This is a genomic window from Kribbella turkmenica (assembly GCF_004348725.1).
Taxonomy (GTDB): domain Bacteria; phylum Actinomycetota; class Actinomycetes; order Propionibacteriales; family Kribbellaceae; genus Kribbella; species Kribbella turkmenica.
Genome location: NZ_SMKR01000038.1, coordinates 1 through 24,181, shown reverse-complemented (window position 1 = coordinate 24,181; position 24,181 = coordinate 1). Strand labels below are relative to the sequence as shown.

General features: G+C 70.4%; 23 protein-coding genes. 17 read left to right on the top strand and 6 right to left on the bottom strand.

The features are described 5' to 3' along the window. Positions 1-73 precede the first annotated feature (73 nt). From E1218_RS11435 to E1218_RS11400, 8 genes are all read left to right on the top strand, one after another. Entirely contained in the window at positions 74-808 is a 735-nt protein-coding gene (locus E1218_RS11435; RefSeq protein ID WP_132319106.1) for an SDR family oxidoreductase, read from the top strand. Positions 809-838: 30 nt separating this feature from the next. Then, positions 839-1,729 (top strand): SDR family oxidoreductase, encoded by an 891-nt coding sequence (locus tag E1218_RS11430; protein ID WP_132319104.1) that lies wholly within the window; start codon positions 839-841, stop codon positions 1,727-1,729. A 115-nt stretch (positions 1,730-1,844) separates the two neighbouring features. Then, positions 1,845-2,768 carry an amidohydrolase family protein gene (locus E1218_RS11425; protein ID WP_132319102.1) on the top strand — a complete coding sequence of 308 codons (924 nt, stop codon included), beginning with the start codon at positions 1,845-1,847 and terminating at the stop codon, positions 2,766-2,768. 116 nt (positions 2,769-2,884) lie between these two features. Next, the gene (locus E1218_RS11420) at positions 2,885-4,216 is read left to right on the top strand and encodes an SWIM zinc finger family protein (RefSeq protein ID WP_132319100.1); all 1,332 of its coding nucleotides are present in this window, start codon (positions 2,885-2,887) and stop codon (positions 4,214-4,216) included. Next, on the top strand, positions 4,213-5,610 hold the full coding sequence (locus E1218_RS11415; protein ID WP_132319098.1) for a DUF5691 domain-containing protein: 1,398 nt from the start codon (positions 4,213-4,215) through the stop codon (positions 5,608-5,610). The genes E1218_RS11420 and E1218_RS11415 overlap by 4 nt, the downstream gene beginning before the upstream one ends. Beyond that, positions 5,607-6,689, top strand: coding sequence for an ATP-binding protein (locus E1218_RS11410; RefSeq protein WP_132319096.1), 1,083 nt, complete (start codon positions 5,607-5,609; stop codon positions 6,687-6,689). Before E1218_RS11415 ends, E1218_RS11410 begins: the two co-directional genes overlap by 4 nt. Further along, a complete protein-coding gene (locus E1218_RS11405) occupies positions 6,686-8,863 on the top strand; it encodes a DUF5682 family protein (RefSeq protein WP_132319094.1) in 2,178 nt (725 codons plus the stop codon). Before E1218_RS11410 ends, E1218_RS11405 begins: the two co-directional genes overlap by 4 nt. Continuing rightward, on the top strand, positions 8,863-10,020 hold the full coding sequence (locus E1218_RS11400; protein WP_132319092.1) for a VWA domain-containing protein: 1,158 nt from the start codon (positions 8,863-8,865) through the stop codon (positions 10,018-10,020). The genes E1218_RS11405 and E1218_RS11400 overlap by 1 nt, the downstream gene beginning before the upstream one ends. 71 nt (positions 10,021-10,091) lie before the next feature. Here E1218_RS11400 and E1218_RS11395 read toward each other — a convergent pair whose 3' ends face one another. Genes E1218_RS11395 through E1218_RS11385 form a run of 3 tightly spaced genes read right to left on the bottom strand, consistent with a single transcriptional unit; the run spans position 10,092 to position 11,899 of the window. Continuing rightward, positions 10,092-10,439, bottom strand: coding sequence for a YciI family protein (locus E1218_RS11395; protein WP_132319090.1), 348 nt, complete (start codon positions 10,437-10,439; stop codon positions 10,092-10,094). Between the two features lie 28 nt (positions 10,440-10,467). Next, complete coding sequence (locus tag E1218_RS11390) at positions 10,468-11,409, bottom strand: aldo/keto reductase (RefSeq protein WP_132319088.1); 942 nt, start codon at positions 11,407-11,409, stop codon at positions 10,468-10,470. A gap of 37 nt (positions 11,410-11,446) precedes the next feature. Beyond that, complete coding sequence (locus E1218_RS11385) at positions 11,447-11,899, bottom strand: SRPBCC family protein (protein WP_132319086.1); 453 nt, start codon at positions 11,897-11,899, stop codon at positions 11,447-11,449. Positions 11,900-11,997: 98 nt separating this feature from the next. Between E1218_RS11385 and E1218_RS11380 the strand changes: the two genes are divergently transcribed. Continuing rightward, on the top strand, positions 11,998-12,567 hold the full coding sequence (locus E1218_RS11380) for a TIGR03086 family metal-binding protein (protein WP_132319084.1): 570 nt from the start codon (positions 11,998-12,000) through the stop codon (positions 12,565-12,567). Here the strand turns inward: E1218_RS11380 and E1218_RS37175 are convergent. Both E1218_RS37175 and E1218_RS11370 read right to left on the bottom strand, forming a co-directional pair. Beyond that, the gene (locus E1218_RS37175) at positions 12,538-13,707 is read right to left on the bottom strand and encodes a hypothetical protein (protein ID WP_233712168.1); all 1,170 of its coding nucleotides are present in this window, start codon (positions 13,705-13,707) and stop codon (positions 12,538-12,540) included. The two genes, E1218_RS11380 and E1218_RS37175, sit on opposite strands and share 30 nt — an antisense overlap. Further along, a complete protein-coding gene (locus E1218_RS11370) occupies positions 13,691-14,740 on the bottom strand; it encodes a glycosyltransferase (protein WP_132319082.1) in 1,050 nt (349 codons plus the stop codon). Before E1218_RS11370 ends, E1218_RS37175 begins: the two co-directional genes overlap by 17 nt. A 168-nt stretch (positions 14,741-14,908) precedes the next feature. Between E1218_RS11370 and E1218_RS11365 the strand changes: the two genes are divergently transcribed. After that, positions 14,909-15,472: a TetR/AcrR family transcriptional regulator gene (locus tag E1218_RS11365; RefSeq protein WP_132319080.1), complete on the top strand. Its 564-nt coding sequence runs from the start codon at positions 14,909-14,911 to the stop codon at positions 15,470-15,472. After that, positions 15,469-16,326: an LLM class F420-dependent oxidoreductase gene (locus E1218_RS11360; RefSeq protein ID WP_132319078.1), complete on the top strand. Its 858-nt coding sequence runs from the start codon at positions 15,469-15,471 to the stop codon at positions 16,324-16,326. The genes E1218_RS11365 and E1218_RS11360 overlap by 4 nt, the downstream gene beginning before the upstream one ends. Here the strand turns inward: E1218_RS11360 and E1218_RS11355 are convergent. After that, complete coding sequence (locus E1218_RS11355) at positions 16,323-17,336, bottom strand: LacI family DNA-binding transcriptional regulator (protein WP_132319076.1); 1,014 nt, start codon at positions 17,334-17,336, stop codon at positions 16,323-16,325. The genes E1218_RS11360 and E1218_RS11355 overlap by 4 nt on opposite strands. Before the next feature lie 135 nt (positions 17,337-17,471). Between E1218_RS11355 and E1218_RS11350 the strand changes: the two genes are divergently transcribed. The 6 genes from E1218_RS11350 to E1218_RS37945 form a co-directional block, all read left to right on the top strand. After that, on the top strand, positions 17,472-18,776 hold the full coding sequence (locus E1218_RS11350) for an ABC transporter substrate-binding protein (protein ID WP_132319074.1): 1,305 nt from the start codon (positions 17,472-17,474) through the stop codon (positions 18,774-18,776). Between the two features lie 5 nt (positions 18,777-18,781). Continuing rightward, positions 18,782-19,729 carry a carbohydrate ABC transporter permease gene (locus tag E1218_RS11345; protein ID WP_132319072.1) on the top strand — a complete coding sequence of 316 codons (948 nt, stop codon included), beginning with the start codon at positions 18,782-18,784 and terminating at the stop codon, positions 19,727-19,729. Positions 19,730-19,734: 5 nt separating this feature from the next. Next, positions 19,735-20,541: a carbohydrate ABC transporter permease gene (locus E1218_RS11340; protein ID WP_132319070.1), complete on the top strand. Its 807-nt coding sequence runs from the start codon at positions 19,735-19,737 to the stop codon at positions 20,539-20,541. Between the two features lie 26 nt (positions 20,542-20,567). Then, positions 20,568-21,998 carry a glycoside hydrolase family 10 protein gene (locus tag E1218_RS11335; protein ID WP_132319068.1) on the top strand — a complete coding sequence of 477 codons (1,431 nt, stop codon included), beginning with the start codon at positions 20,568-20,570 and terminating at the stop codon, positions 21,996-21,998. After that, positions 21,995-24,040, top strand: a complete 2,046-nt coding sequence (locus E1218_RS11330; protein ID WP_132319066.1) for an alpha-amylase family protein — start codon at positions 21,995-21,997, stop codon at positions 24,038-24,040. The genes E1218_RS11335 and E1218_RS11330 overlap by 4 nt, the downstream gene beginning before the upstream one ends. 4 nt (positions 24,041-24,044) lie before the next feature. Continuing rightward, positions 24,045-24,181: hypothetical protein (locus tag E1218_RS37945; RefSeq protein ID WP_165949230.1), on the top strand; the 137-nt coding region annotated here is incomplete at its 3' end.

Genomic DNA, 24,181 nt, shown 5'->3' with positions numbered 1-24,181 from the left:
TTGGACTTGATGCATTGGCCGCAGCAAGATCTTCGGTGTCAGCAGGACCCCGAAGATCTGAAGGAGCAGGGCAATGAGCAACGAGCGAGTCGCGATCGTCACCGGTGGATCGAGCGGGATCGGCCGCGAGGCCGCGGCCCGGCTGGGCCGCGAGGGCTACGCGGTGGTGATCGGGTACGCCGGCAACCAGGCCAACGCGGACGAGGCCGTCAAGGAGGTCGAGCAGGCCGGCGGCCGGGCGATCGCGGTCCAGGCCGACGTCGCCGACGAGACCGCGGTGGCGGCCATGTTCGACCGGGCCGAGCAGGCGTACGGCGGTGTCGACGTGGTCGTGAACGCGGCGGGGATCATGCCGCTGTCGCCGCTGGCCGAGCTCGACCTCGACGTGTTCGACCGGGTCGTCCGGACGAACCTGCGCGGCACGATCGTGGTCGACCAGCAGGCGGTCCGCCGGCTGCGTTCCGGTGGCGCACTGATCAACGTGTCCAGCTCGCTGACGAAGCTGGCCCGCCCGGGCTACTCGGCGTACTCGGCCACCAAAGGCGGGGTCGAGGCGATCACGCTGATCCTGGCCCGGGAGCTGCGCGGCCGCGACGTCACCGTCAACACCGTCGCCCCCGGCCCGACCGCGACCCCGCTGTTCTTCGAGGGCAAGTCGCAGGAACTGATCGACCGGATCACCACCGAGCCGCCGCTCGAGCGCCTTGGCGAGCCGGCCGACATCGCCGAGATCATCGCCTTCCTGGCCGGCCCGGCGCGCTGGATCAACGGCCAGGTCATCTACGCCAACGGCGGCTCGGCCGCCTGACCACCGCACTCTTCCGAAAGGGAACCGACCATGAGCAAGACAGTCCTGATCAGCGGCGCCTCGAGCGGCTTCGGCGCCCTCACCGCCCGCGCCCTCGCCGACGCCGGCCACGTCGTGTACGCCGGCATGCGCGACCTGAGCGGCCGGAACGCGACCGCCGCGGCCGACGCCAAGCAGTACGCGACCGAGCACCAGGTCGACCTGCGGCCGGTCGAGCTGGACATCAGCTCGGACGCCTCCGCCCAGCAGGCCGTCGACACCGTGATCAGCGAGCAGGGACGCCTCGACGTCCTGATCCACAACGCCGGGCACATGGTCACCGGGCCGGCCGAGGCGTTCTCCCCCGAGCAGCTCGCGGAGCTGTACGACACCAACGTCCTGGGCACGCAGCGGCTGAACCGGGCCGCGCTACCGAAGCTCCGTGAGCAGCAGGACGGCCTGCTGCTCTGGGTCGGCAGCTCGAGCACGCGCGGCGGCACCCCGCCGTACCTGGCGCCGTACTTCGCGGCGAAGGCGGGGATGGACGCGCTGGCGCAGAGCTATGCGCTGGAGGTGGCACGGTTCGGGATCGAGTCCACGATCGTCGTCCCGGGGGCGTTCACCCACGGGACCAACCACTTCGCGCACAGCGGCTCGCCGGCCGACGCCGACGTGGTGGCGGCGTACGAGACGAAGTACTCCGGCCTGATGGCACAGGTCAGCCAGAAGCTCGCCGAGCTGGAGCCGGAGTGGGCCGACGTCGCCGAGGTCGCGAAGGCGATCGTCACCGTGGTGAACACCGAGAAGGGCCGGCGCCCGTTCCGGGTGCACATCGACCCGTCCGACGACGGCGCGGCCGTGGTCAACGCGGTCGCCGACCGGGTCCGCACCGAGCTCCTCCGCCGGATCGGCCTCGAGGACCTGCTCCACCCGGCGGCATGAACTGTGCACATCGCCACGCTCCGCGCGGCAGGTCATGGGGCTGTGACTCCCGGCCTTCCCTCGTCGCTCCAGTCGCTGCGCTCCCTCCGCTCCTCGGTCCAGGCCGGGAGGCCCGATGACCAGGCTGACCGACGTCCACGCGCACTTCCTGCTGCCGGAGTACGTCGCCGCGGCGGAACGGGCCGGGCATCTCTGTCCGGACGGGATGCCCGGCTGGCCGACGTGGACGGTGCGGAAGCAGCTGGACCTGATGGACCGGAACGGGATCGCCACCGCGCTGCTGTCGATCTCGTCGCCCGGCGTGCACTTCGGCGACGACTTCCGCGCGCGGGTGCTGGCCCGGCGGGTCAACGAGAGCGCGGCCGAGCTGGGCCGCGATCACGACGGGCGGTTCGGGTTCTTCGCCAGCCTGCCGTTGCCGGACGTCGGCGGTGCGCTGGTCGAGCTGCAGTACGCGTACGACGTGTTGCACGCCGACGGCGTCGTACTCATGAGCAACGCGGGTGGGTCGTATCCGGGTGAGCCGTCGTGGGAGCCGTTGTGGCGTGCGCTGAACGAGTGGGCAGCCGTCGTCCTCCTGCATCCGACGTCCCCACCGCAGTGGCGGCAGGTCGCGCTCGACCGGCCGCGGCCGATGATCGAGTTCCTGTTCGACAGCGCCCGGGCGGTGACCGACCTGGCGTTGACCGGGATCTTGACTCGCTACCCGGACATCCGGTTCGTCGTCGCGCACGGCGCAGTACTGCCGCTCCTCGGGGGCCGGCTCGACCACTTCCGCCGAACGTTCGCCCCGGACAGCCGGCCCAGCGTGACGGCACAGCTGGAGAACCTCTGGTACGACGTCGCCGGTACGCCGGACGCGGCGCTGGGCGATCGGGTCCTGTACGGCAGTGACTACTGCTTCACCCCCGCCGACGCGGTCGGGCGGCAATTGACCGCGCTCGACGCCCGATCCGGCGACTGGCGGAAACGGGTTCAGGAGAACGCGGAACTCGCGCTGGAGTCACCCCGGCGGGCCCTGACAGCACCGCCGGGGTGACTGTTGATCTCTCAACAGCCACCGGATAGTACGCGTTCGCGGAACCGAAGGACAGGCGGTGTCCGATTCGGCACCCATGGCATGCTCTGGGGCAGAAGCTAGAGGCGAGGAGTGCTGTGGGGCCGTGGGACGTGGACCAGGTGCTGGGGTTGGCGCCGGATCCTGCGTCCGCGAAGGCAGCCCAGGCTCAGGCGCGGCCGGCGAAGTGGCCGGAGACCGGTAGCTCGGAGCGGGCGGTGTGGGGACTGTGCCTGGGAGGCGGTACGACCGAGGCGGTGGGGCGGGGAAGGGGTTCAGCACAGCCGTACCGGACCGCGGTCGATCCGAGCGGTCCGGCGTACAAGTGCTCCTGTCCGAGCCGGAAGGTCCCGTGCAAGCACGCACTCGGGTTGATGCTGCTGTGGGCGGCGGGCGAGGTCCGATCCGGCGACGAGCCGGAGTGGGTGAAGTCGTGGGTCGACCAGCGGGTCGCCCGGGCGGAGCGGCCCGAGCGGAAACCGGGTGAGGTCGCCGACCCGTTGGCGGCGCAGCAGCGCGCGTCCCGGCGAGCGGACCGGGTGTCCGCGGGGATGGCCGAGCTGGCCAGCTGGCTCGACGACCAGGTCCGGCAGGGTCTCGGTGGGTTCGACCAGCGCGCCTACAGCGAGCTCAGCCGACTGGCCGCCCGCATGGTGGATGCACAAGCGCCAGGTGTGGCCGGAGCAGTACGGCGGGCGGCGGGCGTCGTCGGCCGCGGGCACGGCTGGCCCGGCGAACTGCTCGAGGAGCTCTCGCTCATCCACCTGATCGTGTCCGCCCACGCCCGCCTCGCCGATCTCCCGCCGTCACTCGCCGATACCGTGCAGTCCCGGATCGGCTGGACCGTCGAGACCGCGCGGGTCCAGGCCGAGGGGGAGAAAGTGGCGGACGACTGGCTGGTCCTCGGCCGGGTGATCGAGCCCGACGACCGGCTGACCGTCCGCCGCGTCTGGTTGCGCGGGGCAACGACCGGCCGGCTGGGGCTGATCCTGAACTTCGCCGCCGCCGGTCGCCCGCTCGATCCGCTGCCGGCGCGCCCGGGCGAGTACGTCCCCGGTGCGCTGTCCTACTATCCCGGGGCCCTCCCGATGCGCGCGCTGCTCACCCAGACCGCACCCCGCCGGCCCGCACCCCGGCCGGCCGGATTCACGGCCCGGCAGGCGCTGGCGTCGTACGTCGAATCCGTCGCCGCGGACCCGTGGAACGAACGCTGGCCGTTCGTCCTGCAGGACGTCCGGCCGGCCCGGTACGGCGACGGCTGGGCGCTGGTGGACGAGTCCGGTGACGGGCTCGAGCTGCTGCCCGGCCTCGATCCGCTGAAGCTGCTCGCGGTGTCGGCCGGCGAGCCGCTCACCGTTGCGGGCGAGTGGAACCGGGCCGGCTTCCGGCCGATGACCTGCTGGCACGTCGACCGGCCGGTGATCCTGTGAAGGGCTGGGACGGGCTGGTCAGTTCGGCGCTGCTGGGGACCGACCGGCGGCCGGTGCACTTCGAGGAGTTGCCCGAGCACATCCAGGAGCGCCTGGGAGACGGTGATCTGCTGGACGCGGCCGCGCTGGCGACCGTCTACAAACGCGCCGGGCGTACGCCGCTGCGCGACCTGGAACCGATGCCTGCAGCTGCCGGTGAGGATCGCCCGTTGCCCCGGCCGGTCGCGATCCGGCGGCTGGCCGCCATGCTCGGCGGCTTCCAGACTGCGGCGCTCGGCGAGTGGTTGCGAGCCGCCGACGAGCGCGGCTGGGGAGTGCCGCCGGAGCATCTGCCCGCGCTGGCCGACCATGCCCGGAACAGAGCGGAGTTCCGCCCGCTCGTGATCGCCGCGGCCGGCCGGCGGGCCACCTGGCTGGCCGACCTGAACCCCGAGTGGAAGTTCCTGCACGCGGCCGAGAGCGACGACCCGAAGCTCTGGTCGCACGGCAACGCGCTGCAGCGGCGCACCTGGTTGCGCAAGACCCGCGCGCAGGATCCGGCCGCCGCACTCGAAGCCCTGCGCGAGGTCTGGCCGACCGAGTCGGCCGCCACCCGCGCCGAGTTCCTCGCCCTGCTGGCCGAGGGGCTGTCGTTGACCGACGAGGAGTTCCTGGAGGCGGCGCTCGACGACCGCGCCAAGGATGTCCGCCGGGGCGCCGCCCGGCTGCTCGCGCGCATCCCGGGATCGCGGTACGGCGACCGGATGACCGGGCGACTGTGGTCGCACCTGGTCGTCAGCCAGGGAGTCCTCGCGGTCGACCTGCCGAAGCGCGTCAGCGCGTCGATGGAACGCGACGGCATCGATTCGCAGAACCCGGAGGGCATCGGCAAGCGGGCCTGGTGGTTCCTCCAGATCGTCGCGAACACCCCGCTCTCCGTCATGGACCCGGCCTGGCCGGCGATGCCCGTCGAGGGGTGCGCACCCGAGATCCTGCAGGCGGCCTGGACCGAGGCGGCCGTCCGGGAGCGCTCGCGGACCTGGGCGCGCGAGTTGCTGACGGCGAATGCCTCGACCGGCGGCCGGAGTGCGGCGGAGTTGCTGCGGATCCTGCCGGCCGACGAATGGGTCCGGGCGGTCACCGCGCTGAAGGAGACCATCGACCTGACCGAACTGGTCGGTCGGTTGCCGGTGCCGTGGCCGGCGTCGCTCGCTTCGATGATTCTCGATCAGCTGGCCGCCGCCGGGACTGCCCGGGGCTGGGCCCGGCTGGCGAGTGTCGCCGCCCGCGCGGTGCCGGCCGACGTACTGGACCATCCGATCACGCGGGAGCCGACCGGTGAGGAAGACACCTGGCGGCGCCGGCTGGTGGAGACCTTGATCTTCCGACGTGAGCTGTACGAGGAGCTGTCATGAGCACAGAGGTATTGCGCCCGCACGCCGAGGACGAGTACGCCGGTGAGCTCGCGGCACTGACGGCCGCGGACGACCGGCCGCGTCCGCCGGCGTGGCGGCTCTCGCCGGCCGCGGTGGTGACGTACCTCCTCGGCGGCCGGGCCGGCGAGGAGGAGATCTCGCCCAAGTACGTCGGTCCGCGCCGGCTGATCGAGGTCGCGGTCGCCACCCTCGCGACGGACCGCGCGCTGCTGCTCCTCGGCGTACCGGGAACGGCGAAGACCTGGGTCAGCGAGCACCTCGCGGCCGCGATCAGCGGGGACTCGACCCTGCTCGTGCAAGGCACCGCCGGGACCGCCGAGGAGTCGATCCGGTACGGCTGGAACTACGCCCAGTTGATCGCCCAGGGCCCCAGCGAGCAGGCTCTGGTGCCGAGCCCGGTGCAGCGGGCGATGGCGGACGCGAAGATCGCCCGGATCGAGGAGCTCACCCGGATGCCGTCCGACGTCCAGGACGCGCTGATCACGATCCTGTCCGAGAAGACGCTGCCGATCTCCGAGCTGGCCACCGAGGTGCAGGCCCGCAAGGGGTTCAACGTCATCGCCACCGCCAACGACCGCGACAAGGGGGTCAACGAGCTGTCCAGCGCGCTTCGCCGGCGGTTCAACACCGTGGTCCTGCCGCTGCCCGACTCCGCCGACGACGAGGTGCAGATCGTCTCCCGCCGGGTCGCCCAGCTCGGGTCGGCGCTCGAACTGCCGCAGCCGGACGACGCGCTGGACGAGATCCGCCGGGTGGTGACGATCTTCCGGGAGCTGCGGTCCGGTCGGACCGAGGACGGCCGGACGGCGGTCAAGTCGCCGTCCGCGACGCTGTCGACCGCCGAGGCGATCAGCGTGGTCACCGGCGGACTCGCGCTCGCGGCCCACTTCGGCGACGGCGTGCTGCGGCCGACCGACGTGGCCGGCGGCATCCTCGGGGCGGTCATCAAGGACCCGTCCGCGGACCGAGTCGTCTGGTCGGAGTACCTGGAGACCGTGGTCCGCGAGCGCGACGACTGGGCGCCGTTCTACCGGGCCTGCCGAGAGATCAGCGGATGACTGTTCACCTGTTCGGGATCCGGCATCACGGACCGGGCTCGGCGCGGGCGGTGGCGACCGCGCTGGCCGAGCTCGCTCCGGACGTGGTGCTGATCGAGGGACCGCCGGAGGCCGACAAGGTGGTAGAGCTGGCCGGGGCGGAGGAGATGGTGCCGCCGGTCGCACTGCTCGCGTACGCGGCGGACGACTCGACCCGGGCCGCGTTCTGGCCGTTCGCGGTGTTCAGTCCCGAGTGGCAGGCGATCGAGTACGCGCTGACGGCCGGCGTACCGGTGCGGTTCTGCGACCTCCCGGCCGCCCACCAGTTCGCGTCCTCGGGTGGTGAGGGCCGGCGGGGGCTGTCGATCGATCCGCTGGCCACGTTGGCGAACGCCGGCGGGTACGACGATCCCGAGCGCTGGTGGGACGACGTGATCGAGTCCCGGCGCGAGGGTGCCGAGCCGTTCACCGTGATCGCCGACGCGATGCGTGAACTCCGGCACGGCGAGGAAGCGCGTGGTCGCGAGGCGCAGCGCGAGGCCTACATGCGGACCGTACTGCGGAAAGCCGTCCGGGAAGGTTTCGAGCGGATCGCGGTGATCTGCGGTGCCTGGCACGTGCCCGCGCTGGAAGCACCGTTGCCCCCAGCAACTCACGACGCGCGGATCCTGAAGGGCCTGCCGAAGCGGAAGGTCGCCTGCACGTGGGTGCCGTGGACGCACGGCCGGCTCGCCGCGGCCAGTGGGTACGGCGCCGGGATCACTTCACCCGGCTGGTACCACCACCTCTTCAGCGCGCCGGACCGGATCACCGCGCGGTGGCTGTCGAAGGTCGCCCAGGTTCTGCGCGAGGAGGACCTGCCCGTCTCGAGCGCGCACGTCATCGAAGCGGTCCGGCTCGCCGACACGCTGGCGGCGCTGCGAGAGCGTCCGCTGGCCGGGCTGAGCGAGGTCACCGAGGCGACGCGGGCGGTCCTGTGCGGCGGGAACGACGTACTGCTCGACCTGGTCACCCGGGAAGCGGTGGTCGGCGAGCTGCTCGGATCCGTGCCGGGTGAGACGCCGCAGGCGCCGGTCGCGGCGGACCTGGCGGCGCAGGCGCGGCGGCTCCGGATGCGGCGGGACCCGACCGAGCGGGTGACCGAGCTCGACCTGCGGAAACCGAACGACCTGGAGAAGTCGCGACTGCTGCACCGGCTGCGGATCCTCGGCGTGCACTGGGGTGTGCCGGCCGCCGACGAACGCCGGGCGCAGGGCACGTTCCGCGAGTTGTGGCGGCTGGCCTGGGACCCGGGACTCGAGGTGGAACTGGTCGCCGCCGGCGCCCACGGCACGACGGTCGCCGGCGCGGCGACCGCGGTGATGCTGCACGTCGCCGACGAGTCGTCGACCCTGGCCGACGTCACCGCGGCGTTGGAGAAGTCGCTGCTGGCGGACCTCGCGGACGCCTTGCCGTCCCTTCTCCGAGGTGTCGACACCCGCGCGGCCGCGGACGCCGACGTCGGTCATCTGATGGCCGCGCTGCCCGCGCTGGCGCGATCCTCGCGGTACGGCGACGTCCGCGGGACCGACACGGCCGGGCTGGCGTCGGTCGCGGGGCGGATGGTGTCCCGGGTGTGCGCCGGTCTCGGCCGGACCGTGCACGGACTCGATCCGGACGCCGCGGCCGCCGTACAGGAACTGATCGACGGCGTGCAGGACGCGACCGCCCTCCTCGACGAGGACGTCCGGGCCGAGTGGCTGGCGACGCTCGAGGGCTTGAGCGACCGGTCGTCGGTGCCGCCGATGATCCGCGGCCGGCTGACGCGGCTGATGCTGGACACGTCCCGGCTGCCCGACCACGAGGTCGCTCTGCGGCTCGGACGGGCGTTGTCGCCGGGGACGCCGACCGCGGACGCCGCCGGGTACGTCGAAGGCTTCCTGGCCGGCGGTGGGTTGCTGCTGGTGCACGACGAGCGGTTGCTGGCCTTGGTGGACGCCTGGCTGGCGGCGATCCCGGACGAGGCGTTCGTCGAGGTGCTCCCGCTGCTCCGGCGTACCTTCGGGACGTTCGCGTCGCCGGAGCGGCGGTCGATCGGCACCCGGGCCCGCGCCCTCGGCGACCCGGCCGCACTGGTGGTGGCTGATGACAACGACCTGGACGCCGAGCTGGCCGCGTCCGTGCTGCCGGTCGTCGCCCGGCTGCTGGGGGTGTGATGGACGACGGACGCATGCGCCGGTGGCGACTCGTGCTCGGCGGCGAGGCCGAGCTGGAGACCGGTACGACGCTGTCGTCGGAGGACCGCTCGGTCGACTCGGCGCTGGCCGCGCTGTACGACGCACCGTCCGGTGAGGCGGGCACGCAGCGGGCGGCCGGGCTGGGGTCGTCGGCGCCACGGGTGGCGCGGTGGCTGGGTGACATCCGGCAGTACTTCCCGAGCACCGTCGTCCAGGTGATGCAACGGGACGCGGTCGAGCGGCTCGGCATCACCCGGATGCTGATGGAGCCGGAACTGCTGGGCGCGGTCGAGCCCGACGTCCACCTGGTCAGCACCTTGCTCGCCCTGAACGAAGTGATGCCGGAGGAGACCAAGCAGACCGCGCGGGACGTCGTCGGCCGGGTGGCCGCCGAGCTGGAGGCCCGCCTGGCCGAACGCACGCGGGCCGCGGTCACCGGCGCACTCGACCGGGCCGGTCGCACCGGCCGGCCCAGGCACTCCGACATCGACTGGGACCGGACGATCCGGGCCAACCTCAAGCACTTCTCGCCGGTGCTCGGCACGATCGTCCCGGACCGGCTGATCGGCTACGCCCGGCGGAACCACAGCGTCCAGCGGGACATCGTGCTCGCGATCGACCAGTCCGGCTCGATGGCGGAATCGGTGGTGTACGCGTCGCTGTTCGGGGCGGTGCTCGGGTCGATCCGGACGCTGCGGACCAGCTTGGTCGTGTTCGACACCGGGGTCGTCGACCTGACCGACCAGTTGGAGGATCCGGTCGACGTACTGTTCGGGACGCAGCTCGGCGGCGGGACGGACATCAACCGGGCGCTGGCGTACTGCGAGGAGCTCGTCACCCAGCCCGCGGAGACCGTGATGGTGCTGATCTCCGACCTCTACGAAGGCGGTGTCCGGGAGGAGATGCTCCGCCGGGCCCGGTCGCTGGTCGAGTCCGGCGTCCAGTTGATCGCCCTGCTGGCGCTGGCCGACTCGGGGACGCCGTCGTACGACGCCGAGAACGCGGCCGCCCTGGCCGAGCTCGGCGTACCGACGTTCGCCTGCACGCCGGATCTCTTCCCGGACCTGATGGCCGCGGCGATCAAGCGCGAGGACATCGCCGGGTGGGCGGCGACGAATCTCTTGGGAAGCACCTGAGAGCTCCGGCACCGCCGGCTCTTCGCCGGACATCACTACCGCCGAGGAGGCACCCGCGCGTCATCCGCCGATCAGTCGGCTAGTTCGAGAATGTCGATGGGGGTGTTGGGGTCGGCTTCGGCGAAGCGGAGGGCCCAGTGGACGGCCTCTTCCTTCGACTCGACCCGGATGATCGAGACGCCGGCGATCAGTTCCTTGGTCTCGGCGAACGGGCCATCGACGACGCGCGGCTGCTCACCGGGCGCCGGGAACGTGATCCGGGCGCCGCGTGAGCTCGGCATCAGCCCCTCGGCCGCCAGCAGCACGCCGGCCTGCCGCATCTCCTCGAGGACGGCGTCCGCCCGGGCCAGCATGGCCGGGTCGGGCGGGTTGCCCGCCTCAAGGTCGTCGTTGGTCTTGTGGAGCAGCATGTACCGCATAGAGCAGACCTTAGTGCCCGGTGTCGACCTAGCCCCGGTCCAGCGCGTGCCAGAACGCTGACGGGATCTCGTGGTCCATCCAGCCGGCGACCTCGGTGATCTCCTGCGGGGTCCGCGCCCCCACCACCACGGCCGGTACGGCGGGATGGGCGAGCGGGAACTGGACCGCGGCGGCCAGCAACGGCACGTCGTACCGGCGACACAGCTCGCGGAACCGGTCGATCCGCCGGACGAGGTCCACCGGGAGGCGCTCGTACCCGTGCGGTGCGCCTTCGGCGAGTACGCCGCCCTGGAACACGCCGGCCGCGAGCACCGCGACTCCGAGCTCCTCGCAGAGCGGCAGGAGCTCACCGGCTCCGGACTGGTCGAGCACCGTGTACCGCCCGGCGAGCAGGATGCAGTCCGGACCGGCCGGGCCGGTGTCGCGGAGGAAGCGGGCGGCGACGTCGGCGTGGTTCACCCCGAGCGAGACGGCCCGGATGGTGCCGCGGCCACGCAACTCGGCCAGCGCCTTGAGGGCCTCGGTGGAGGCCGTCGGGTAGTCGAGATCCGGGTCGTGGATGTGCAGGATGTCGATCCGGTCGATGCCGATCCGCTCCAGGCTCTCCTCGAACGAGCGCATCACCGCGCGGTACGAGTAGTCGAGCCGCGGACCCAGCCCGGGCGGTGGTTCGGCCCAGATCGGCTGGACGTCCGGCCCGCCCGGCTCGATCAGCCGGCCGACCTTGCTGCAGAGCACGAACCGGTCCCGCGGGCGCCCGCGCAGCGCCAGGCCGGCTCGGCGCTCCGACAGGCCGTACCCGTACACCGGCGCGGTGTCGAACAACCGGATCCCGAGCTCCCAGGCGCGGTCGATGGTCGCGACCGCCTGGGGCTCCGGCACCGCGGCGAACATTCCCCCGATCGAGGCTAGCCCGAGCCCGAGCCGGCTCACCCGTAACCCTGTCCGCCCCAGCTCAGCACTGCGCATGCGGCGACCCTAGAAGCCGCCGCCGACAGTTCCCGGGTCAGCGGGGTACGTCGCCCCGCCAGGCGCCGGTCTCGCCTGGGCGCTCCTCGATGAACTCCTTGAACCGCTGCAGGTCACCCTTGACGCGGCCCTCGACCACGCCGAGCATGTCGCCGGCCTTCTCGACGAGGCCCTCCGGATCGAGGTCCATCTGCGCGGTCACCCGGGTCCGCTCCGGGCTCAGCTGGTGGAAGGTGATCACGCCGCCGTGGTTGGGACCGGAGTCCGACCGCCACGCGACCCGCTCGTCCGGGTGCTGCTCGGTGATGGTCGCGTCGAACTCGCGCGTCGCCCCGCCGATCTTCGTCACCCAGTGGGTGTGCGTGGCGTCCAGTTGGCGGACCTCCTCGACTCCTTCCATGAACTGCGGGAAGGACTCGAACTGGGTCCACTGGTTGTACGCGGTCGTCACCGGTACGTCGACGTCGACGGACTGGGTGATGTTGCTCATCAGCATTTCCTTTCGGTTCGTCGGGAGCTCGCCCGGTACCCCGTCCGGGCCGATCCACCCCCTTTCCAAGCCGCTGGGAGGCGCGGCACTATGCGGGGATGGGTGAGATCGCGGAGCGGTACCGGCGGCGGGCCGAGGCGTTCGAGCGGAAGGTCGCCGCGGTCCGGCCGGAGCAATGGGACAACCAGTCGCCCTGCGAGCAGTGGACGGCCAGGGACGTGGTCGACCACGTGGTGACGATGCATGGTGTGATGCTGATGCCGGTGGCGCGGACGCTGGCAGCCGCCGACGACCCGCTGACGGCCTTCCAGGAGGCCCGGGCAGCGGTCGAGGAGGTGCTCGACGACCCGATGCTCGCCCTCACCGAGACCGACACCCCGACCGGCCGGCTGACCACCGAACAGCACATCGACCAGGTGATCTCCGACGACATGGTCCTGCACGGCTGGGACCTGGCCCGGGCGACCGGCCAGGACGACACGATGGACCCGGACGACGTCGAGCGCCTCTGGGCCGGTACGGCGGCGATCCCCGCGGACCTGATGGAGAAGTTCCGGACGCCGGGAGCTTTCGGGGAAGGGATCGAGGTCTACGGCCCCGAGGTCGAGGTGCCTGCGGATGCGCCGCTCCAGGACCGCCTACTCGGCCTGATCGGCCGCCAGCCGTAGCGGGAGGGTGCTCGGCGCGTAATACGTCTCGGGTGCCTCGCACAGCGGCGCGCTGGTGAGTTGGTTCGGTTCGGTCATCAGGATGGCGTGGCCGCTACTGATCGGCCGTTCCAGGTACTCATGGCCGGGGAGATTGGCCACCGCCGTACGGCACCCGAGCGCCATTCCCTCGAAGAGCGCGGTCGTGGACACGCCGACCTGGTACGTGGCCGAGGCCAGGAGATCGAGAGTGCTGCCCTCGGTGGACAGCCGGACTCCGGCCGGGATCGTGTAGTCGGACGCCCGCTCGCTCGGATGCAGCCGGAAGACGACGTCCAGTGACGGGTCTTCCTTGCCGACCGCCTCCGCGACGTGCAGCAGCTCGGTGCCGATGGTCCCCTGGGACAGGAAGACTGCGAGCCGGGGGTCCTTCTGGGCGACAGTCGGCAGGTACGACGCGCCGACCACCGACGTACTCGTCCCGGCCGGGAGGTCGGCGACGTCGGTCCAGTACGGGCCGAAGCACCAGAGAGCGTCCGGTTGGTCGGCCACGTTCGGACGACCCGGGTAGCTGTAGCCGAGGTGGAACCGGCTGATGGCGCCGTGCTGGAGCTCGACCACCCGGATGCCGAGGTCGCGGGCCGCACCGACGATGTGCTGGTGGAAGTACGCGACCACGACGTAGACCGTCGTGATCCGGTGCTTCCGCAGCAGCCTGCGATAGAGCGCCCGCAGCCGCAGATGCTTCGGCACCTCCCGCGCCAGCAACGCACCGACCGGCACCGAGACCCCGGTCAGCTCCCGCAACGCAGCGCCGATGCCGCGGTCGTCCACCGTCCGCTTGTGCACGGCGCCGGCCGCTGAGGTGAAGAAGTCGAGATTGCGACTGCCGGGGAGTGGAGTGCCGTTGATGCCCGAATCGAGGATGAGCGCTTCGGTGCCCAGCACCCGGCGGAGTTCGTCGGTGTAGATCTCGACACCGCCCGGTTTCCGCGGGTGCGGGACGACCAGGGCGTCGTACGAGCCGAGGAACGGGGTGCGGGTGACCAGGCCGGTCACGTGCTTGGCGACGAGCCGCGCTTTGTCGTAGGGCGTACGTCGGACCGGATGGGGGGCGCCGTGGATTCCGCTGCGCCGGCTCAGCTCATGGAAGATCCGCATCCGGACGAGGGTCCACGGGCTCGCGTCGCCGATCCGCCAGTGGAGCAGCCCCAGGTCCCGCTCCACCTGCCAGACCGCCCGGCACAGTCCCGCCACCGTCGGCTCCGCGCCGTTCCCGGTACTCGTCATAGTTGATCCCTACCATCCCCGCGACACTGCCGACGCCCGAGAAGAACCGGCGGACTGCCTTCAGCAGGTACGTCCTCCGGCCGAGCAGGAGCCCGGCGAGGGCGAACCCGATCGCCGAGATCACCCGGCCCGAAGCATAGGCCAGGACCAGCAGGTAGCTGATCGCGCCCGGCCGGATCAGCAGCCGGCTGATCGTGTCGCCGCTGCCGGACCGGAACGCCCGCTTGACCAGCCAGCGCAGCTTCGTCCGAGCGACCGGCACGTGCTCGGTGATGCACGCCTCCTCGCACCATACGATCCGGAACCCCGCCCGGTGCACCCGGAGGAAGAAGTGCAGGTCGCTGGAGCCGGTGTAGCGGAACGCGGGATGGAAGCCGGGCCTGACCGTGTGGTAGACCCGCCGGCTGACCAGCGTGTTGTTGGTGTATGCCTTGGGCAGTTCCTCGCCGGTGGTGTGCTTGCCGGTCGAGTCGTGCACGTCGCTGTAGCGGTTCCAGGGCGGAGCGCCGGGCGGCAGATTGCCTTTGACCGGGCCGGTGACGACGTCGGCGCCGGACGTCTCCCAGGCGTGCAGCAGGGTCGCCAGCCAGTTGGGCGGCGCGACCTCGTCGTCGTCGACGAAGATCAGCGCGTCGTCGTTCCGGCACAGCTCGACCGACTTCTCCCGGGCGAACGGAATCCCCGGCTCCGGCTCGACCGCCGATTCGATCGGGTACGGCGTACCGGGCCCGAACTCCTCGATCACCGGGGCCGCCGATCCGGCGGCGTCGTTGTCGACCACGACGATACGGATCGCGCAGTCGCAGTCCTCGGGGAGTTCCTGAGCCTGCAGGCTGGTCAGCAGACGGCGCAAAAGTACAGGTCGCCGGAAGGTGATTACCGCGATGGCGACACTGGTGCTCATGGCGCCTGAGACTATCGGTCGAGTCCAACAAGAACCATCGGAGCACCTGCGGGCAGGTGCGAATTCACCCGCCGGAAACACCGTCGGAATGGCGACGAGGCCGGCCGGGGGACCGCGCGATGGGTGATCGGACCGGAGGTTGTACCTGGAGGTAGGTACAGTTCTGGGGTGGAGACGGTGGAGCGGTTGATCCGCAGTACGCAGGAGTTGTTGTGGGAGCGGGGGTACGTCGGGACCTCGCCGAAGGCGATCCAGCGGGCCGCGGACGCCGGGCAGGGGAGCATGTATCACCACTTCAGCGGGAAGGCACAGCTCGCCAAGGCGGCGATCGCGCGGTCGGGGGTGGAGCTGCGGGCCGCCGCGGAGGAGCAGTTCGCCGGGCCGGGTACGGCGACCGAGCGGATCACGCGCTACCTCGAGCGGGACCGGGACGTGGTGCGGGGGTGCCGGATCGGGCGGTTGACCGCGGATCCGGACGTGATGGCGGACCCGGAGTTGCGATCGCCGGTCGACGAGACATTCCGGTGGCTGCGCGGCCGGCTCGCGGAGGTCGTTGCCGAAGGCAAGCGGGCGGGTGAGTACCCGGCGACGATCGACCCGGAGCAGACCGCGGCGACGATCGCCGCCGTCCTGCAGGGTGGGTACGTGCTGGCCCAGGCGGCGGACTCGCCCGAGCCGTTCGAGCTGGCGGTGCGCGGTCTGGTCAATCTGTTGCCGGGAGATGCCGAATGAGGATCGGCGCGGTGTTCCCGCAGTTGGAGATCGGTGCGGATCCGGTCGCCGTGCGGGAGTGGGCGACGACCGTCGAGGCCGCCGGGTACACGCACATCCACGCGTACGACCACGTACTCGGCGCCGACCCGGCGAACCGGCCGGGGTGGAGCGGATATACCGACAAGTCCTTGTTCCACGAGGTCTTCGTGCTGTTCGGGTATCTCGCGGCGATCACCGCGTCGGTCGAGTTGGTGACCGGCGTGCTGGTGCTTCCACAGCGTCAGACCGCGTTGGTCGCCAAGCAGGCCGCGGAGGTCGACGTACTGAGTGGTGGGCGGTTGCGGCTGGGCGTCGGCATCGGGTGGAACCAGGTCGAGTACCAGGCGCTCGGCGTCCCCTTCCGGCAGCGGGGTGCGTTGCTGGAGGAGCAGGTCGACGTACTGCGCCGGTTGTGGGCCGAGCCGGTCATCTCGTACGACGGCAAGTTCCACCAGATCGAGGAGGCGGGCCTCAACCCGCTGCCGGGCCGGCGGATCCCGATCTGGTTCGGCGGTGGCGCGGACGCCGTACTCCGTCGTACCGGCCGGATCGGCGACGGCTGGATGCCGCAGACCGCGCCGGACGCCGAGGCGAAGGCGCGCGTGGACCAGCTCCGCAGGTACGCCGCCGAGGCCGGCCGCGACCCGGCGACGATCGGCATCGAACCTCGCCTCACGCTCGGAGCCGTACCCGAAGCCGAATGGCAAGCGTTCGTGGAGGGCTGGCGCGACCTCGGTGCGACCCACCTGGCCGTGAACACGATGAAGATGGGCCTCGACCGTCCCGAGGACCACGCCGCCGTGCTCCGCGACGTCCTCCCGCGCCTCGGCTAGCTCCGCCACGGGGTGTTCGCGGTGGACTTCCGGATCTTCAGCGGGCAGGGGAGGGTGATGATCTCGGCCGGGCGGTCGGGGTTCTCGATGCGTCGGCGGAGGAGGTCGATGCCGGTCTCGACGATGGCGTGGACGGGTTGCTCGACCGAGGTGAGGTCGAAGGACTCCCAGGCGGCCAGGTCGGTGTTGTCGAAGCCGATCACCCAGAGGTCGCCGGGGACCCGGACGCCCAGCGCCCGGGCGCCGTCGAGGATGCCGAAGGCCAGCAGGTCGGTGACGGTGTAGATCGCGGTCGGCGGCTTCTTCGCCGACAGGAGTTTCTGCGCGGCGGCGTGGCCGTCGGCGTGCGGGACTCCGACGGTGAGCACGTTCCGGGGCTTGATCCTGATTCCCGCGTCGGCGAGCGCGGCCCGGAAGCCGAGGTCGCGGTCCCGGGAGGTGTTCCCGGTGTGCTCGAGGGTGACCAGGCCGATATCGGTGTGCCCGGCCTCGGCGAGGTAGCGGCCGGCGTCGTACGCGCCCTGCCAGTTGTCGCCGACGACCTGGTCGCAGTCGAGACCGTCGATGCCGCGGTGCAGCAGGACGGTCGGCGTACCGGAGGCGACCGCGATGGTGTGCAGGGACGAGTCGTAGGTCGCCGAGGTGAGCACGAACCCGTCGACCAGGCGCTGCTGGATCATCTTGCCGACCGACTCTTCCGGGTCGTGCTCGATGTTCCACAGGATCATGTGCAGGCCGAGCGCGCTCAGCACCCGGCCGATCTCGTCCAGCAGTTCGGCGTGGAACGGGCTGGTGACGCGGGTCATGAAGACCCCGATGGTGTCGGTCCGGCCGGTCTTCATCGCCCGGGCGAGCGCGTTCGGTATGTAGTTCGCTTCCTCGAGCACCCGCAGGACCCGGGCCCGGGTCTCCGGGTTCACCTTCGGGTTGTTGGTCAGCACCCGCGAGACCGTGGCCTGTGAGACCCCCGCCAGGCGTGCCAGATCACGGCTCGTCGGTGGTCGCGTCATGATCCGCCCCCTCCCTCGTGCTCCGAGTCCGAAACCCTACTGAAGAGTGTCGCCGTTCGCCGTTGACCACGCCCACGGAGCTGTGTATACGTATCCACTGTATACGTATTCATCCCTCGCGGATGGGAGATTCCGGTGCAGACAAACCACTCCAACCTGAGCCGCCGCAGGTTTCTCGCCGGACTGACGGGACTCGCGGCCGGCGGCATGCTGGCCGGCTGTGGCGGCAACGGCAACGCAGGCGGTGGCGGCGACGGGAAGGGTCTGACCTTCCTCAACTGGCAGCAGGTGAAGGGCACTCCGCTCGAGCAGGCGATCCAGGCGTACGAGAAGTCGTCCGGTACGTCGGTCACCGTGCAGCCCGCGGTCACGCAGGAGTACGACACCAAGATGCGCACACTGCTCGCCGGCGGCAGCCCGCCGGACGTGATGCGGATCAACGACGACTTCGTCCGCGGCTTCTCCGAGCAGGAGGCGTTGCTCGACCTGAAGCCTTACATCGACAAGGACGGTCTGGACACGGCCGCGTTCGCCAAGGAGGCGTACGAGTTCCCGAAGCAGCCGGACGGTGCGCACACCGCCTGGGTGCTCGGTTACGAACCGCGGCTGATCTTCTACAACGTCGACCTGTTCAAGCAGGCCGGCGTCCCGCTGCCGCCGACGACCTGGTCGCCGGACGGCTGGAGCTGGGCGGACTTCGCCGAGCGGGCGAAGAAGCTGACCGACCCGGCCAAGAAGCAGTACGGCGCCCTCGTCTACCTGGACACCGGGTACGAGCAGACGTTCACGGTCAACCACGGCAGCGAGACCGGCATCTACTCCACCGACGGCAACCAGTTCACGCTGTCCGGCGCCAAGGAGGTCGAGGCCCTGCAGTGGGCGACCGACCTGACCTGCAAGGACAAGGTGCAGCCGCCGTGGTCGGCGCTGCAGCAGGACAACGTGCAGAACCAGATGTTCGCGCAGGGCAAGATCGCGATGATGTACGCGACCTTCGGCACCGTGCCGTACCTGCGCACCACGATCAAGGACTTCACCTGGGACGTCGCGCCGCCGCCGGCCGACCTCCAGCAGAAGACCGAGGCCAGCGTGATCGTGTTCTGCATCCCGAAGGCGGCCAAGAACCCGGACCAGGCGTGGGAGTTGCTGAAGTTCCTGGCCGGCGAGGAGGGCGGCAAGATCCTCCTGCAGGGCGGCGCGTTCACCCCGATCAACAAGAAGGTCGCCGCCCAGCTGGCACCGAACGGGCAGATGCCCGAGCACATCGGGCTGTTCGGTGAGGCCGCGGAGCACCTGACCGCGACCAACCAGACCAAGAACACCCTCGGTGCCCGGGAGCTGTACCGGCCCGCGCTCGACCAGGCCTACAACTGCGAGAAGCCGGTCGGCGACGTCCTCAACCAGATCAAGCCACAGGTGGAGAACGCCTTGAAGGGGTGATGTCGATGGCAACGACAACACCAACCAGGGCGCCGGTGGTGGAGGCCGCGGTACCGAACCACGCCGCCGAGGCACGACGGGCCCGGCGCCGGCAGAACCTGGTCGGCTGGCTGTTCATCAGTCCGATCGTGGTCGGTGTGGTGGCCTTCCAGTTCGTCCCGATCCTGGTCTCGATCGGCGCCTCGCTGACCGACTGGAACGGCATCTCGGCGCCGAAGTTCGTCGGGATCAGGAACTTCACCGACCTGTTCGGCGAAGACCCGCTGTTCCTGCAGACGTTCAAGAACACCATCTACTTCACGCTGGCGAGCATCCCGCTGACGATCGGGATCGGCCTGGTGCTGGCACTGCTGTGCGCCCGGCCGATCCGCGGGGTCGCGTTCTTCCGGACGGCGTACTTCGCGCCGTACGTGACGAACGTGGTCGCGATCGGGTTCGTCTGGTTCTGGTTCTTCCAGCCGGACAACGGCGTGGTCAACGGGCTGCTGAGCCAGGTCGGCATCACCGGGCCGCAGTGGCTGTCGAGCTCGGCCTGGGCGATGCCGGCAGTCGTCATGGTCAGCGTCTGGCAGGGCATCGGCTACCCGATGATCATCCTGCTCGCGGGCCTCCAGGGCCTTCCCACCGAGTACTTCGAGTCCGCGAAGCTCGACGGGGCCGGGGCGGTCCAGCGGCTGCGGTTCATCACACTGCCGTTGCTCACACCGCACTTCCTGTTCCTGCTGATCACACAGTTCATCACGTCGTTCCAGGTGTTCGGCCTGATCTACGTGATGACCAAGGGCGGTCCCGGTCACGCCACCAGCGTCTACATCTTCAACATCTACCAGAACGCGTTCAGCTTCGGGAAGGTCGGCTACGCCTCGGCGATGGCGTGGATCCTCTTCGCGGTGATCGCGGCCGTCACGTTCCTGCAGTGGAAGCTCCAGAAGAGGTGGGTGTTCTACTCGTGAGACTGATGAGCAGGACCTCGCAGTACGTGGTGATGTCGCTGTTCGCGGTGGTCTTCCTGGCGCCGCTGGTCTGGATGATCAGCGCGTCGTTGCGGCCGGAGGCGAAGGTGCTGTCGGTGCCGCCGCAGTTCCTGCCGAAGGACGCGCAGTGGGACAACTACCGGCAGATCTTCGAGCTGATCCCGGTGTTCCTCTGGAACAGCGTGAAACTGGCCGGGCTGAACGTGGTCGGCGTCCTGGCCGTCGCGTCGATGGCCGGGTACGCGTTCGCGCGGCTGCGGTTCGCCGGCCGGGACCTCGCGTTCATGGTGCTGCTGGCGACGTCGATCATCCCGGGGATCGCCTACCTGATCCCGCAGTACATCGTGTTCCGGCAGATGGGCTGGGTGGACACGCAGTACCCGCTGTGGGTGCCGAAGGTGCTCACGCCGGTGTTCGCGACGTTCCTGATGCGGCAGTCGTTCCTGACCATCCCGCAGGAGCTCGAGGACGCGGGCAAGATCGACGGGGCGTCCACGTTCGGCATCTACCGGCGGATCATGCTGCCCCAGACCAAGCCGGCGCTGGCCGCGATCGGTGTCTTCACCTTCCTCGAGTCGTGGAACGACCTGTTCGGTCCGCTGATCTACATCAACTCCGAGAACCTGCAGACGCTGCCGGTGGCGCTGGCCCAGTTCCAGGGCGAGTACTTCACCCAGATCAGTCTGCTGATGTGCGGGGCGACCGTCTCGGTGGTCCCCGTCATCGCCGTCTTCCTCTTTGCACAGCGCTATTTCATCCAGGGCATCACGATGACAGGAATGAAGGGGTGAGCACCGTGCCGGACAGGCTCGTTGCCATGCAGATCGGAGCGGTTTCGTTCGTCGACGAGGGCGTCGACCAGACACTGGACATCCTGGCCGACCGTGGCGCGGTGAACGCGCTGTTCCTGGCCACGCCGACCTGGACCCGGGGCACCGGCGGGCGGCAGATCCCCGGGTACCCGATCCCGGACCACGGCGCCGCGGAGTACGACCTCGGCTGGGTCGGCGGCAACTACGCCACGCCGCACCCGCAGTACTACGGGAACACCGTGCTCGGCGCGGCCGGGCGGGCACCAGAGCACCCGGAACTGGACCTGCTCGCCGAGGTGGTGCCGAAGGCGCGGCAGCGCGGGATGAAGTCGTTCGCCTGGATGGAGGAGAGCGGCGGTGCCCGGCAGCTGCGGACCTACCCGAACTTCGTCAAGGTGCTCGAGGTGGACGCGTGGGGCCGGCCGGGTCGCCGGCCGTGCTTCAACAACCCGGACTACCGCAACTGGCACCTCGGCTTCGTCGAGGACTACCTGCAGAGCTACGAGCTGGACGGGCTCGCCTGGTGCTCGGAGCGGCCGGGCCCGCTGAACATGCTGATGCAGGGCACGGTCGACGTGGCCGAGATCGGCTGCTTCTGCCCGCACTGCCGGCAGGTGGGCCGCGATCGCGGGATCGACGTCGCGCGCGCGATGCAGGGCTATCGCGAGCTGGTCGAGTGGAATCAGCGGATCGGTGCGGGCGAGCGCCCGGTCGACGGCGCGTTCGTCACCTTCTGGCGGATCCTGCTGACCTTCCCCGAGGTGCTCGCCTGGCAGACGCTGTGGACCGAGAGCCAGCGGCAGCTGTACCGCGACATCTACGGTGTCGCCAAGGCGATCTCGTCCGAGGCGCAGGTCGGCTGGCACGTCTACCACAACATCTCGTTCAGCCCGTTCTACCGGGCGGACCAGGACTACACCGAGATGGCGAAGTTCTCCGACTTCATCAAGGTCGTCATCTACAACAACTGTGCCGGACCGCGGTTCTTCACCTGGGTGAAGAGCATCTGCGGAGCGCTGTTCGCCGACGCGGACCCGGACGACGTCTACCCGTTGATGATGAAGCTGCTGCAGCTCGACGAGGGCGACTACGCGAAGCTGCCGCAGTCGGGCTTCACCGCCGACTACGTCCGCCGGGAGACCGCACGGGCCGTCGCCGGCGTCGGTGGACAGAGCAGGATCTACCCGGGCATCGACATCGACATCCCGGTCGGCGTGCCGAAGGAACGGCTGGAGAAGCCGCGCGACCTCGGCACGAAGATCAACTGGGACGACAACGAGGGCGAGCTCACCGCGTGCACCCGCGAGTCCGTGCGGGACGCGACACTGGCCGCATTCGAGGGCGGTGCGGAGGGTGTCGTACTCAGCCGCAAGTACTCCGAGATGCTGCTGGAGAACCTGTCCGGCGCGGGTGACGCGGTCCGGAGTCTGCCGTGACACCTTGGTACCGGCGCACCCTCCGGTGGGGGCAGACGAACCTGACGGAGAAGGACCCGGCCCGGTACGACGCCGACTGGTGGCGCGAGCACTGGCGTCGTACCCGCGTCCAGGGCGTGATCGTCAACGCGGGCGGGATCGTCGCGTACTACCCGAGCATGTTCGAGTTGCACCACCGGGCCGAGTTCCTCGGCGATCGCGACCTGTACGGCGAGATCGTCGAGGCGGCCCGGGCGGACGGTCTGACGGTGCTGGCCCGGATGGACTCCAACCGGGCCCACCAGCCGCTGTACGACGCGCACCCGGACTGGTTCGCGATCGATGCCGACGGCAACCCGTACCGGGCCGGCCGGCTCTACGTCGCCTGCGTCACCGGCCCGTACTACCGGGACTTCCTCACCGGAGTGCTCGAGGAGATCGTCGAGCGGTCCGCGCCGGACGGCATCACCGACAACAGCTGGAGCGGGCTCGGCCGGGACCAGATCTGCTACTGCCTGAACTGCCGGGACGGGTTCGGCGCCGACCTGCCGGTGCGGGTCGACTGGGAGGATCCGGCGTACCGGCAGTGGATCCGGTGGAGCTACCAGCGGCGACTCGCGGTCTGGGACCTGAACAACGAGGTGACCCGGCGGACCGGCGGTCCGGACTGCCTGTGGATCGGCATGAACGGTGGTGAGGTCGTTGCGCAGAGCAAGCGGTTGCGGGACGACGTGGAGATCTGCCGGCGAGCGCCGATCTTCCTGCTCGACTCGCAGTGGCGGCACGACGACTCCGGTTTCCAGGCCAACGCGGACAGCGGCAAGCGGCTGCACGGACTGCTCGGCTGGGACACGCTAATCCCGGAGAGCACCGCGATGTACGACGCCGGGACGCCGACCTTCCGGCTCGGGAGCAAACCCGGGCCGGAGGCGCGGATGTGGGCGGCGGAGGGGTTCGCCGGGGGCATCCAGCCGTGGTGGCACCACATCGGCTCGGTGCACGAGGACCGGCGGCAGTACGCAACGGCGGAGCCGCTGTTCAGCTGGCACGCCGAACATCAGGACTACCTGATCAACCGCGAGCCGGTCGCGACGGTCGGACTGCTCTGGAGCCAGCGCAGTGTGGACTTCCACGGCAGGGACACCCCGGAGACGACCAGCCAGTTGCCGTACCGCGGCTGGGTGGACGCGCTGGTCCGGGCGCGGATCCCCTACCTGCCGACCCACGAGGTCGACTCCCGGTTCGCCGTACTGGTCGTGCCGAACGTCGGTGTTCTCACCGACGCGCAGTGCGACGAGTTGACGGCGTACGTCGAGGGCGGCGGACGGCTCGTCGTGACCGGCGAGTCGAGCCTGTACGACGAGTGGGGCGATCGGCGCGACGACTTCGCGCTCGCCGGCCTGCTCGGCGTCCACCACCAGGGCAAGCGGCTCGAGGCGGGGAAGGTCGACTGGGAGACGTACGACGCGCACACGTACCTGCGGATCGAGGACCGGTCGATCGCGGACGGCTTCGACGACACCGACGTACTGCCGTTCGGCGGGCGGTTGGAGCTGGTCGAGACCACCGGGAAGGCCGCCCTGACCTACGTCCCGCCGTTTCCGATCTATCCGCCCGAGTTGTCGTGGATGGCCGAGCCGCGCAGCGACACGCCGGTGCTCGTGCTCGGTGAGCGGACGGCGTACCTGGCGGCGGACCTCGACCGGCTGTACGCGCAGTACCACCATCCGGACCACGGCCGGCTGCTCGCCAACCTGGTCCGGCACGACGGCATCCCGCTGCGCGTCGAGGGTGCCGGCGTACTCGACTGTCACCTGTACCGGCAGGAAGAGACGCTGATCCTGCACCTGGTCAACCTCGACCAGGGCGGTGCGTGGCGCGGCCGGCTGGCGGAGTTCACGCCGGCCGGTCCGTTCACGATCCGGGTCCGGGGGACCGGCAGCCGGGCGCGGTTGCTGGTGGCCGGGGTGGACGCGGAGGTGAACCAGCAGGACGGCTGGATTACGGTCGGGGTAGACCGGATCACCGACCACGAGGTCGTGGTCGTGAAGACGAAGGAGTGAGTTCGTGGCAGTCGAGGTCATCGGTGCACGGCAGGACCGGTACGACGAGATCCTGACCGAGCGGGCGCTCGGGCTGATCGAGCGGTTGCACCGGGAGTACGGCGCCCGCCGGCTGGAACTGCTGGAGCGCCGGCGCGAGCG